The organism is Tractidigestivibacter montrealensis, from assembly GCF_024741235.1.
Lineage (GTDB): Bacteria > Actinomycetota > Coriobacteriia > Coriobacteriales > Atopobiaceae > Tractidigestivibacter > Tractidigestivibacter montrealensis.
This window is the reverse complement of sequence record NZ_JANSKA010000007.1, coordinates 82,989-95,415: the sequence shown is the minus strand read 5'-3', so window position 1 is coordinate 95,415 and position 12,427 is coordinate 82,989. Positions and strand designations below refer to the sequence as shown.

The window sequence follows — 12,427 nt, the reverse complement described above, 5'->3', positions numbered from 1 at the left end:
AGAGCACCATATGAGCGTAGAGGAATTCTTCGACCGCGTTATCTCGGTGAAGCTGCCGGAGGACTGCGAGTCTTTGGACATCATCGACCAGACGCTTCTTCCCGGTACGGTGAAGCGCATCAACCTTCGTACCAAGGAGGAGCTTTGGGAAGCCATCAAGAAGTTGCGCGTGCGTGGTGCCCCGGCCATTGGCGTGGCCGCGGCCGAGGGGCTGGCCATGCTCGCCAACAAAATCGACACTACCGACCAGCAGGAGTTCTACCGCCAGTTCAAAGAGATTGCGGACTACCTGGCAACCTCCCGTCCCACGGCAGTAAACCTCTTCTGGGCGCTCAACCGCATGGACGCGTTTTGCCACGCCCGCCTCGACCTGCCCGTGGACCAGCTCAAGCAGGAGCTTGTCGCCGAGTCGCGCCGCATCCGCGAGGAGGACGTGCAGATTAGCCGCAACATCGGCGCCATTGGCTTTAAGGTCATGCAGCAGGTGAGAAAGCCCGGCCAGCCCGTGGGCATTCTCACCCACTGCAACGCAGGCACGCTTGCTACCGCCAAGTACGGAACGGCTACGGCACCCATGTATACGGCGCTTGAGCAGGGCTGGGCCGGTACCGACATGCACGTCTACTGCGACGAGACCCGTCCGCTGCTGCAAGGCGCGCGGCTCACATCGTTCGAGCTCTACAACGCCGGCATCACCACGACGCTCCAGTGCGACAACATGGTTTCGATGCTTATGCAGCAGAGTCGCATCGACGTGGTCTTCGTTGGCTGCGATCGCGTGGCGGCCAACGGGGACGCGGCAAACAAGATCGGCACCTCGGGCGTGGCCATTCTCGCCAAGCACTACGGCGTTCCGTTCTACGTGTGTGCCCCCAGCTCGACCATCGACCACGACACCCCCACCGGCGCGCAGATTCCCATCGAGATGCGCGACCCCGACGAGGTAACCGAGATGTGGTACAAGGAGCGCATGGCACCCGAGGGCGTGGACGTCTTCAACCCCGCGTTCGACGTGACCGACCACAGCCTAATCACGGGCATCATCACCGAGAACGGCCTGCTCTCGGCTCCGTACAACCTGTAGGTGGCGTACCGGCGGCTCGTCGCCGGTAAGCTCGGAAGGATGCAATGCTCGCCAATTCGGCCCTCCGGCGACAATTCGTCGCCGGAGGGTTTTCTATGGCGAGAATCGTCGACAAAACTGCTCTTCCGGCGACCTTCCAAAAGGAGTGCCAGCGACGCCGCGGGCATAGCGTTTCTCATCTCAAAATGTCCATAAAAGTTGAGCGATTTGTCTCGCGAGAATTTCCGTTACTAACCATTTGGTTACCGATGGTCGAGAATAGGCTCGTAGAAGCTACCGTGGCCTTCGGCAACGGTTAAGCTGTTAAGCATCCGGCACATTGGGTGGGAAGGCCCAGTCGGAGGGGACAAGTCCATGGGAAAAGGGAGTGCGCTATGACTGCTCAGATTTCGCGTCGCGGTTTCTTGGGGATGGCTTCGAGCACAGCCGCCATCACCCTGTTGGGGCTCGCTGGCTGTGGTTCCAGCTCCTCAAGCTCGAGCTCCTCGAGCTCCGATTCCAGCTCCTCCAGCTCGGACGCCGGCAAGGCGCTGAAGATCGGCATCATTACCTCCTCGGGCATCGATGACGGCTCCTTCAACGAGAACTGCTACGACGGCATCCAGGAGTTCCTCAAGGACCACTCCGACTGCTCCGTGAACGACATCAAGGAGCCTGACTACAACAACCTCGTTCCCACCGTCCAGCAGGTCGTTGGCGACTACGACGCCCTCGTGCTCCCCGGCTACAACTTCGCTGCCGTGGGTGACGTCGCGTCTTCCAACCCCGATCACAAGTTCATCGTGGTCGACTCCACCATCACCGACGCCAACGGCAACCCGATGTCGCTCGACAATGTCTACACCATGACGTTCAAGGAGCAGGAGGGCGGCTTCTTCGCAGGTGTCGCCGCCGCCCTCTCCACCAAGACCAACAAGGTCGCCGTGGTCAACGGTATGGCGTTCCAGTCCAACGTCAACTACCAGTACGGCTTCATGTCCGGCGTGAACTACGCCAATGCGCACTACGGCACCTCCGCCGAGTGCGTCGAGCTTCCCTCCTACGCTGGCACGGACCTCTCCGGCAACAACGTGGGCGGCAACTACATCGGCGACTTCACCGACGAGGCGGGCGGCAAGGTCGTGGGCTCCGCCCTCATCGACCAGGGCTGCGACGTGATCTTCGTCGCCGCGGGCGCTGCGGGCAACGGCACCTTCACCGCCATCAAGGAGGCCGACGGCTCCGAACTCAAGGTCTACGCCATCGGCTGCGACGTTGACCAGTACGACGACGGTGCCAACGGTAGCAACAACATCATCCTCACCTCCACGCTCAAGGTGATGGACACCAACGTCGACAAGCAGCTCACCGCCATCTACGACGGCACCTTCAAGGGCCACGACGACCTCCTCGGCGCCGACACGGACTCCACCGGCTACGTCTCCGAGGCCGGCCGCCAGCAGCTCTCCGACGACGCCCTCTCTAAGCTCTCCGAGTGCTATGACGCCGTCAAGGCCGGTACCATCGTGCCCGCTGCGGCGACCAACGACTACAAGCCGGACGATTTCCCCGGCCTCAAGTAGGCGGCGCGTCGGGGCGCGCCTACCGCGTGCTTCATGGGGCCCGGCGCCGCAAGGCGCCGCGGCCCCTTTGGTTTCGGCGGGTGGAATCGTTTCCGCCTGGGCTGTACAGGGAGGCGGCACGGCCGCAAGGAAGGGTGTGTGACCATGGGTAAGGAGTCTATTTCCGCAAGCATCGCGCTCAACGAGGGAACCTCGATCGCCAAGGTTGTCCTTATGCCGGGCGACCCGCTTCGTGCAAAGCGCATTGCCGAGAAGTACCTCGAGAACCCGGTGTGCTTCAACAACGTGCGCAACATGCTCGGCTACACGGGCACCTACAACGGTCGCGAGGTCTCGGTTATGGGCCACGGCATGGGCATTCCGTCCATTGGCATCTACTCCACCGAGCTCTACGAGCAGTTTGACGTCGACGCAATCATTCGCATTGGTTCCACGGGATCTTTGCAGCCCAACGTCAAGCTCGGCGACGTGGTGGTGGCCATGGGCTCGTCCTCGAACTCCTCCTACGGCGACATCTACGGCCTGCCCGGCACCTTTGCGCCGGTTGCCAGCTACGAGCTGCTCAAGGCCTGCATGGACGCCGCCGAGAAGCTCGACGTGCACCCGCACGTGGGCCAGGTCTACTCGTCTGACCAGTTCTACTATCCCAAGGCAAACGCGGATCTGCCCCAGCGCCTCACGGACCTGGGAATGCTTGCAGTGGAGATGGAGTCCGCCGGCCTTTACTGGACGGCCCAGGGCTGCCACAAGAAGGCTCTTGCCATGTTTACGGTGTCCGACAGCCTCCTCACGCACGAGGCCATGACGGCGGAGGAGCGCCAGAACTCCTTCGACACCATGATGCGCCTTGGCCTGGAGACCGCCTGGACCGTCGCGGGCGAGTAGGTGCTGCTCGGCAAGCGCATCCCTGCGAGAGGCACGGGAGGAAGCAATGCAGGACGACTACATCATCGACATGCGTCACATCACGAAGCGCTTCCCGGGCATCGTGGCGAACGACGACGTCACGCTGCGTGTGAAGAAGGGCGAGGTATTTGCCCTTCTCGGCGAGAACGGTGCGGGCAAGTCCACGCTCATGAGCGTGCTCTTTGGTATGTACCAGCCCGATGCCGGGAAGATCTACCTGCGCGGCGAGGAGGTGAAGTTCGGCTCGTCAGACGACGCCGTGGCCGCGGGCATCGGCATGGTGCACCAGCACTTCAAGCTGGTCGACAACTTCACCGTTGCCGAGAACATTGTGATGGGCGTCGAGCCCAAGAAGCGCCTTGCCGGCTTCCTGCCCTGCGTTGACATCAAGGAGGCCAACAGGCGCGTCAAGGAGATATCCGAGCAGTACGGCCTTGCGGTGAACCCAACGGACATGGTTGGCGACCTGGCCGTCTCGCAGCGTCAGCGCGTCGAGATCCTCAAGATGCTCTACCGCAACGCAGAGATCTTGATCTTCGACGAGCCCACGGCCGTCCTCACGCCCAAGGAGATCGAATTCCTTCTCGACATCATTCGTGGCCTGCGTGACCAGGGCAAGACCATCATCCTCATCACCCACAAGATCGAGGAGATCAAGAAGGTCGCAGACCGCTGCGCCATTCTCTGCCGCGGCAAGCTCGTCGACGTCCTGGACGTTGCCAGCACGTCGGTGCAGCACATGGCAAACTTCATGGTTGGCCGCGAGGTCAAGCTCGAGACCACCAAGGGCGAGCCGCACTTTGGCAAGGAGGTCCTGAAGGTCGACCACCTCACGGTGAGGAACGCCGACAAGTTCGAGGTGGTGCAGGACGTCTCGCTGAGCATCCACGAGGGCGAGATCTTTGCCGTGGCAGGCGTTGCCGGTAATGGCCAGGGCGAGCTCGCCAACACCATCGCGGGCATGCAGGACGCCTACAAGGGCACAGTCACCCTGGATGGCAAGGACATAACCAGCGAGAGCGTGCGCAATCGCATTGAGGACGGCGTGGCCTACATCCCCGAGGACCGTCAGGGCATGGGCGTCTTCATGAACCTGCCGCTTGACGAGAACCTCGCACTGCGTCGCTACTACAAGGAACCCTTCTCCAAGGGCGGCGTGCTCGACCACGTAAAGATCCGCGAGTTTGCAGACGACCTCATCGAGCGCTATGACATCCGCTCGGGCCAGGGTGGCCGTACCATCACGCGCTCCATGAGCGGAGGCAACCAGCAGAAGGCCATTGTTGCCCGAGAGATCGAGCAGCATGCACGGCTCCTCATCTTTGTGCAGCCAACCCGCGGCATGGATATGGGCGCCATTGAGCACATCCACGAGCAGATTATTGCCGAGCGCGACCGCGGGGCCGCCGTGCTGCTCATCTCGCTCGAGCTCGACGAGGTCATGCAGCTGGCCGACACTATTGGCGTTATCTATAACGGCAAGCTTCTCAAGACAGCCCCGGCGAGCACCATGACCTCGCAGGAAGTGGGCAGGTACATGATGGGAGTGGCGGACAATGACTGACGCCGAGAAGAAAAAGGGAGGGACGGGCTGGTTCCAGCGGCTGCTGGACGGGCGCTGGTCGCACATCGCGGTCCCCGTCTTCTGCGTGCTGCTGTCGCTGCTCGTCTCGGGCGTTCTGCTCGTGATACTGGGCAAGGACCCATTTGTGGGCTTCTACAGCTTCCTGCAGGGCTCGGGCATTGCGCCCAAGGGTAGCTACGGCGGAGGTGCCGGCATCCAGTCGGACTTCTTTACCTTTCTGGGCTACCTTGCCCCCATGCTGCTCGCATCGCTGGGCTTTGTGGTGGGCTTCCGCGCAGGCCTCTTCAACATTGGCATCTCTGGCCAGATGGTGGCGTCTGCGTTCACGGCAACAGTGCTCGTGGGTTACAGCGACCTGCCTGCCGTACTCTCAAAGCCGCTGGTCATCATCATCGGCGCCGTGGTGGGCGCTCTTCTCGGTGCCTTTGTGGGCTTCCTCAAGTACCGCTTCAACGTGCACGAGGTCGTCTCCACGATCATGATTAACTACATCCTCAACTACATCGTGGGCTTCTTCATCAACATGTACTTCGTGAACGGCCTCACGCGCTCGTCGCTGCCCTGCTCGACCGATGCGGCGCTCATGATCTACAACGTCCAGATAGGTGGCATCAACTGCACCATTCCGCTGGGCATCTTCCTGGCGGTGGCGCTGGCGTTCTTCTTCGACTGGCTCTTCAAGCGCACCGTGGTGGGCTTTGAGCTCAAGGCCGTTGGCCAGAACCCCAAGGCGGCCAAGTATGCCGGCATCAATGTGGGCAAGCGGCTCATCCAGGCCATGGCGCTCTCGGGCGCGCTTGCGGGCCTTGCCGGCGTGGCGTACTACTGCGGCTACTACACGACGATCGTCCCCAAGACGCTTCCGCAGATGGGCTATGACTGCATTGCCGTCGCGCTTCTTGGCAACGGCAACCCCATCGGCAGCATCTTTGCCTCCATCCTGGTCTCCATCTTCCAGAACGGCAGCAACTTCATGAGCTCCACCCTGGGCGTCCAGAAGGAGATCGCGTCGCTCATCGTTGGCATCATGCTGCTCTTCTCCGCGTGTGGCGGGTACTTCAAGTACCTTGCCCACCGCAAGCTGCAGCGCGAGGAGGACGCTAAGCTCGAGGCCAGAGCCAAGACTGCGGCTGCGGCCAAAGCCACGACGGAAGAGGGGGAGAAGTAGCATGGATACCGTTTTCATCGATGGACTTGCCTTTGCGGCGCCCCTCTTCATCATGGCCATTGGCGGCATCTACTCCGAGAAGAGTGGCGTCACCAACCTCGCCGTCGAGGGCTTCCAGGGCTTTGGCGCCTTCATCGGCTCGCTTATTGCCGTCATCCTCATGCCGCAAATGGGCAGCGATAACCAGATGGTCATTGTCGTTGCCATGCTGGCGTCCATGATCGGCGGCGCTGTCTACTCGCTTCTGCATGCGTTTCTCTGTGTGAGGTTCCGCGCCAACCAGGTAATCAGCGGCGTGGTGGTGAACATCCTGGCAGCGGCACTCACCACGTTCTTCACGAGCGTTGCCAACCAGGTGCTCACCGGTGCCGCCTCGAACAAGTTCGTGCTGGGCGTCTCTGACCAGGTCACCGTGCCCGTGCTGAGCCAGATCCCCGTGCTGGGCTGGTTCTTCACCGACATGTACCCGTACGAGTGGTTCATTGCGATAGTTGCCGTTGCGGCCTGGTACCTCATGTACAAGACGAGCTTTGGCATGCGACTGCGCGCGTGCGGCGAGAACCCCCAGGCCGTCGATGCCACGGGCGGTGACGTGAACAAGACGCGCTTCATTGCCGTCGTGATTTCCGGCGCGCTCTGCGGCATTGGTGGCATCTGCTATGCGTACTCGATCTCGGCGAACTTCTCGCCCAGCATCTACATGGGCTTTGGCTACCTGGCCATCGCCGCAATGATTTTTGGCAACTGGAACATCCCCTCGACCGCGGTGGTGTGCCTCGTCTTTGGCCTGGCGCGCTCCGGCGGCTACCAGCTCTGCCTCTCCATGGGGCTCTCGAGCAACTACTCGGACCTCTTCCTTATGCTGCCGTACGTGCTCACGATGATCCTGCTGGTGTTCTTCTCTGGCAAGAACCACCCGCCCAAAGCGGCTGGCATGCCGTACGACGCGGGAGAGCGCTAGCCACGGCGCAATGTGTCCTGGCTGTGCCCCCGGCGTCTGCCGACGTCGGGGGCACAATCTGTGGGGCGGAAATGCTTTCTCCTTGTTGTCGCCAGATGGCCCCGTTTGTTGCAAATTGCGTCAAATTGGCCTCTCCGGCGACAATAAATCGCCGGAGAGGCCTCTACGTTGCATTTGCTGCCAAAAGGGTGCTTTCGGCGACTCGCTCGCAATGCGAGCGGCAAAGCTGCGTCAAAGGTTTGGCCCCTACAGCCCCATGGCCTGCAGCACAAACATGATGATCGTGAGCACGATAACCACCACAATGGTGAACCATGTGAGCGCCGTCCACACGCGACCGTTCGCATACTGCCCCATGACGCGCTTGTCGTTTGCGATAAGAACCATGCACACCATGAGCACCGGTAGCAACACACCGTTGATGACCTGCGCCAGCATCATGACGCCAAAGAGGTCCACGTTGGGGATAAGCACGATTCCCGCCGAGAGGATGGTGATGCCGGTGATGATGGCGCGGTACGCCGGTGCCTCGTTCCAGCTGCGGTCAACGCCGCGCTCCCAGCCAAAGGCCTCGCACACGGCGCTCGCCGTGATGCTGGGCAGCACGCACGCCGCCAGGAATGACGCGCCCGCAAGACCTGCCGCAAAGAGCGCCGAGGCGTACTGGCCCGCGAGTGGCACGAGCGCCTGCGCTGCGTCGGCTGCGCTGTTCACGGTGACGCCTGCGGGGTAGAGCACGGTACCGGTTGTGAGGACGATGAACCAGGTGGTGATCTCTGCCGCAATCACGCCAGAGACGTTGTCTGCGCGCTGGCCGGGGATGTCGGAGCCCTTGAGGTTCTTCTCGACCACGTTGGAGCTCACCATGAACAGCATGTACGGCGAGATGGTGGTACCAACGTTTGCCACCAACAGCGATACGTAGCCAGGGTCGCTCGAGAACTGCGGAATTACCGTGTCTTTGAGCGCCAGGCCCCAGTCGGGGTTGGAGATAAAGCCGCTCACGATGTAGGTGAGAAACACACAGGAGAGCGCCAGCAGGATCTTCTCGACGCGGTGATAAGAGCCGCTCTGCGTGAGAAGCCACGTGGCGATGCCCGCAATGGGTACGCTCACCTGCAGCGGAATGCCAAAGAGCTCCATGCTCGAGGCAATGCCGGCAAACTCGGAGAGCGTTACCGTGAAGTTTGAGATGATAAGCGCGAGCATGGCGATTGCCGAGACGCGCACGCCAAACTGCTCGCGGATGAGGGCCGCAAAGCCCTTGCCCGTGGCGCAGCCCATGCGCGCGGCGGTCTCCTGCGCCACAATGAGAAGGACGCACATGAGCGGCACGGTCCAGAGCATGCCGTAGCCGTACGTGGCACCGGTCGAGGAGTACGTCGCGATGCCGCCAGCGTCGTTGCCAGCCATGGCGGTGAGAAGACCCGGCCCCATGGCGGCGAGAATCGCAAGGCGTCCGGCCTTCTTGGTTGTCTTCTTGGTGTTGCTCTTTGCCTCTGCCATGGGCCTACCCCAGGACGATTCCGGTCGTGCCGGTCACGGCGATGGCGACTGCGAACACCACGGCGGCGACGATCATAGAGATGAGGGCGAGCGCAAAGCCCGAGGTCTCCTGGTTCCTCTCGTCACGCTTGCGAAGAATCACCAGGTAGATGGGCGTAAGGGCGAACGAGACCAGCACCGAGACGGCCGCGGCGGTAAATCCCAGGCGAAGCGCATGTGCCAGCGCGGCGTCGGAGGCGTCCGGCAGCGCAAGGCTCACAAATGCAAGCACCAGCAGCGTGCAGATGAAGGCAAAGACAAGGCCAGTCCCAATGCTGCGCAGCGTAAAGCCAAGCGTGGAGGGCGAGTCCTCGTCGTCCGGGTCGTTCTCCAGGAAGAAGTTGGTGACGTAGCTCACGGAGTCGTCGGCCACCACAAGGGCGAGCGGCATTGCCGCACAGGCGAGAAGCGCCGCCGTGAAGGTGCTGGTGTCGGTCTTGAACGCAAAGGAAATGATGGCCGTGGCAACGATCCAGAAGAAGAACCAGGCGTTTCGGCGCAGCAGCCACACCAGGTCGTGCGCGTGTTCGGTGCCGTCCGCGTCGGAGCTTGTGCCGCCGGCAATCTGCAGATCCTCGGCGTGCTCCTCCTCCAGGACGTCCAGGGCGTCGTCGACGGTGACAATGCCCAGTAGCTTGCCCTCGTCCGAGACAACGGGCATGGCAAGCAGGTTGTACTTGGCGATGTCCTGCGCCACGTCCTCCTGGTCGTCCTCGGGGCTGGCGGTCTTGAGCTCTGTGGTGGCAATGTCTTCGAGGCGGGTCTCGGGGTCTGCCACAATGAGGCGCCCGAGCGTGACCACGCCGGAGAGCTTCTCGTCCTCGTCGGTGAGATAGACGTAGCGCACGCTCTCGAAGTCCTCGTCCAGCCCACGCAGGCGCTCGACGGCGTCGGCAACGGTCTTGTCCTCGGGAAGCGAGACCACCTCGGAGGTCATGATGCGGCCGGCGGTGTCCTCACGGTAGCCCAAAAGCTGGCGAATGGCCTTCTGCTCGTTGACGCCCATGAGCTTGAGGAGCTTCTCGGCCTTGTCGTAATCGAGCTCGGAGACGAGCTCGGCAGCGTCGTCCGGGTCCATCTCGGAGAGGATTCGCGACGCGTCGGCCTCGTCCATGCTGCCCATGATCTGTGCGGCCATGGCATCGTCGTCCAGCTCGGCCATTGCGCCGGCGCGCTGCTCGTCATCGAGCTGGGCAAAGACCTGCCCGCGCAGGCGCGGGTCAAGGCGCTCGATGATGTCTGCGATGTCGGCGGGGTGCATGTCGTCGAGGGTCTTGTGCGAGACCGAGAGCTTGACGTCGGAGAGGTCGCGCTCGACGAGGTCCATGTAGCTCCACGCGATGATCTTCTCGGGAAGCTGCTTGCCAAACGTGTGCGCAATGCGCAGCGCCAGCCGCTCGATGCCGGGGGAAAGCGAGCGCAGGATGCCGCGGATGCCCACCTCGGCGCCAAGGAGGCGCAGCTGAGAGGAGTTGGTGTCCGAGAGCTTGAGGTCGTTCACGCGCACTACGCGCATGCCGCGGGTATCAACAATTTGCTTGTTGAGAATGTCTCGCGCGAGAAGGACCTCGTTGGGCTGCAGGTAGGAGAAGCGGATGTCGGTGGCGACGACCTTGAGGTGCACCTCGTGCTCGTCGTAGGTGTCGACGTACTTGCGCCAGCTGATCATGAACGGTGTGTGGCCGGGGCCCATGAACGCAAGGCTGGTGACGCGGGGAAAGACTTCGCCGGTGGCGATGCCCAGGTCAGAAACGGTGCCTATCTTCTCGCCGTTGAGGTCGAGAACCGGGTTTCCCAGGAGTTGGGAGAGGTAGATCATGCGTGCTCCTTCTCTGCCGGCGTGCACCCGGGTAAGGCTGCGCACACGGCATATGTGGTGGAACGGCACCCCATGCGGCGGGCTGCCAATAGCACGCCGGAGGGGTCATCGACTGTGAGGTCGGGGTTTCATGGAAGCCTTTCTCTTTGACCTTTGATGACCGCGCACGGCACGCTTGGCCATGCGCACAGGTCATTGTACACGAGGGCTCGCGACGAGGGGCTGTTGGCCCTATCGCGTTTGCGTAACGATTCTTTAATCTCCACGTTAGGGTGCGGAGGGCTGGCGCCGGGTTGGCTCCTGGGGTCGTTCGAGGATTCGACGCTTCGCCCCCGCGGCAGCAAAAAAGCCGGTGGGACGGCGTTACCCCACCGGCGCTGGACCTGCTATTGTCGCCGAGAAGAGACTCGGCCGAGAAAAGACTAGAACTTGACCTGTGGCGCCTGGCGAGCGGCCTCGGACTGAACCTCGAAGCCCTGGCGCTCCTTGAACTTGGAGCCGGCAACCACGTTGCCGGGGAAGGTCTCGATGGCGTTGTTGTACTCGAGCACGCAGTCGTTGAAGCTCATGCGCGCGTAGCTGATCTTGTTCTCGGTGTCCGAAAGTTCGGACTGCAGCTGCTGGAAGTTGGCGTTGGCCTTGAGCTCGGGGTATGCCTCGGAGACGGCGAAGAGCGACTTCAGCGTGTCAGAGAGCACGTTGGAGGCTGCCATCTTCTCCTCGGGCGTCTTCGCGGACATGACGGCCGCGCGAGCCTGCGTGACGGCCGAGAGCGTGCCGGATTCGTGCGCGGCATAGCCCTTGACGGTCTCAACCAGGTTGGGGATGAGGTCGTTCCTGCGCTGCAGCTGAGCGTCGATGGTCTGCCAGGCATTGTCGCAGCGGTTGTCCTTGCGGACGATGCCGTTGTAGATGCTCACAAACCAGACGGCGAGAACAACGACGATGGCGATGATGACGATGACAACGATCATAAGGGGCTCCCTTCAAGCGGGCGGGCCGTGGCGGACGTACCAGGGACGCGAGCGGCGTGCGGTGCTCCATGACGGGACGCATGAGGCGGAGGGGGAGGGATTCGAACCCTCGAGACGCAAGGCGCCCGGCGGTTTTCAAGACCGCTGCAATCAACCACTCTGCCACCCCTCCGTTGGGTGCGTGGATATATCCTAACGCATACGCTGGGAAAGTTGGGCCTGCGACTGAACAAGAGGGGCGAGAGATGAACCAAGACGAGCAGAGCAACAGCGCGGATGCCGCTGCGGAGGACCTTCGGTTCATGAGAATCGCTCTTGAGGAGGCCGCTGCCGCCGCAGACGAGGGCGAGGTGCCCATAGGCGCGGTGGTGGTGTGCGACGGGCAGGTTGTCTCCCGCGCGCACAACCGTCGCGAGGAGGACGCGGACCCTGCAGCGCATGCCGAGTTTCTCGCCATGGAGGCCGCCGCCCGGGCACTGGGCCGTTGGCGGCTCTCGGGGTGCACGGTCTATGTGACGCTTGAGCCGTGCCTCATGTGCGCGGGGCTCATGGTGAACGCTCGCGTGGACCGGTGCGTGTACGGTGCGCCCGACCCCAAGGGCGGCGCGCTGGGCACGCTCTTTGACGTGAGCCATGACCCACGGCTCAACCATGCGTTTGAGGTGACGTCGGGCGTGCTTGCGGACGAGGCCGCCGACCAGCTGCGCGCGTTCTTCCGCGCGCGCCGCAAGAGCAAGGGTTAGCGGCGGCGTGAAGGCCGCGGCGGGCCCTTGGTCCGCGCGACAGTGTAAGACGGTATAAGTTCGTGTAAAACGGTGCAAAA

At 62.4% G+C, this 12,427-nt stretch carries 10 protein-coding genes and 1 tRNA gene; 7 read left to right on the top strand and 4 right to left on the bottom strand.

From position 1 onward, the window contains the following. Positions 1-10 precede the first annotated feature (10 nt). The 6 genes from mtnA to NVS32_RS09895 all read left to right on the top strand — a co-directional run bounded on the left by mtnA (position 11) and on the right by NVS32_RS09895 (position 7,266). Positions 11-1,084 (top strand): S-methyl-5-thioribose-1-phosphate isomerase, encoded by a 1,074-nt coding sequence (mtnA, locus tag NVS32_RS09920; protein WP_258499669.1) that lies wholly within the window; start codon positions 11-13, stop codon positions 1,082-1,084. 374 nt (positions 1,085-1,458) lie between these two features. Further along, positions 1,459-2,646 (top strand): BMP family lipoprotein, encoded by a 1,188-nt coding sequence (locus NVS32_RS09915; RefSeq protein ID WP_258499668.1) that lies wholly within the window; start codon positions 1,459-1,461, stop codon positions 2,644-2,646. A 144-nt stretch (positions 2,647-2,790) separates the two neighbouring features. Continuing rightward, the gene (deoD, locus tag NVS32_RS09910) at positions 2,791-3,531 is read left to right on the top strand and encodes a purine-nucleoside phosphorylase (RefSeq protein WP_258499667.1); all 741 of its coding nucleotides are present in this window, start codon (positions 2,791-2,793) and stop codon (positions 3,529-3,531) included. A gap of 46 nt (positions 3,532-3,577) precedes the next feature. Further along, a complete protein-coding gene (locus NVS32_RS09905) occupies positions 3,578-5,116 on the top strand; it encodes an ABC transporter ATP-binding protein (protein WP_258499666.1) in 1,539 nt (512 codons plus the stop codon). After that, on the top strand, positions 5,109-6,305 hold the full coding sequence (locus NVS32_RS09900; RefSeq protein WP_258499665.1) for an ABC transporter permease: 1,197 nt from the start codon (positions 5,109-5,111) through the stop codon (positions 6,303-6,305). The genes NVS32_RS09905 and NVS32_RS09900 overlap by 8 nt, the downstream gene beginning before the upstream one ends. 1 nt (position 6,306) lies before the next feature. After that, complete coding sequence (locus NVS32_RS09895; protein ID WP_258499664.1) at positions 6,307-7,266, top strand: ABC transporter permease; 960 nt, start codon at positions 6,307-6,309, stop codon at positions 7,264-7,266. A gap of 246 nt (positions 7,267-7,512) precedes the next feature. Here NVS32_RS09895 and NVS32_RS09890 read toward each other — a convergent pair whose 3' ends face one another. From NVS32_RS09890 to NVS32_RS09875, 4 genes are all read right to left on the bottom strand, one after another. Beyond that, positions 7,513-8,772, bottom strand: coding sequence for an Nramp family divalent metal transporter (locus NVS32_RS09890; protein ID WP_258499663.1), 1,260 nt, complete (start codon positions 8,770-8,772; stop codon positions 7,513-7,515). Positions 8,773-8,776: 4 nt separating this feature from the next. Then, positions 8,777-10,630: a magnesium transporter gene (locus NVS32_RS09885; protein WP_258499662.1), complete on the bottom strand. Its 1,854-nt coding sequence runs from the start codon at positions 10,628-10,630 to the stop codon at positions 8,777-8,779. 422 nt (positions 10,631-11,052) lie between these two features. Then, the gene (locus tag NVS32_RS09880) at positions 11,053-11,604 is read right to left on the bottom strand and encodes a LemA family protein (RefSeq protein ID WP_258499661.1); all 552 of its coding nucleotides are present in this window, start codon (positions 11,602-11,604) and stop codon (positions 11,053-11,055) included. A gap of 86 nt (positions 11,605-11,690) precedes the next feature. Beyond that, positions 11,691-11,776 (bottom strand) — tRNA-Ser (locus NVS32_RS09875). Between the two features lie 73 nt (positions 11,777-11,849). Here NVS32_RS09875 and tadA point away from each other — a divergent pair. Next, the gene (tadA, locus tag NVS32_RS09870) at positions 11,850-12,347 is read left to right on the top strand and encodes a tRNA adenosine(34) deaminase TadA (protein ID WP_258499660.1); all 498 of its coding nucleotides are present in this window, start codon (positions 11,850-11,852) and stop codon (positions 12,345-12,347) included. Positions 12,348-12,427: the final 80 nt, after the last annotated feature.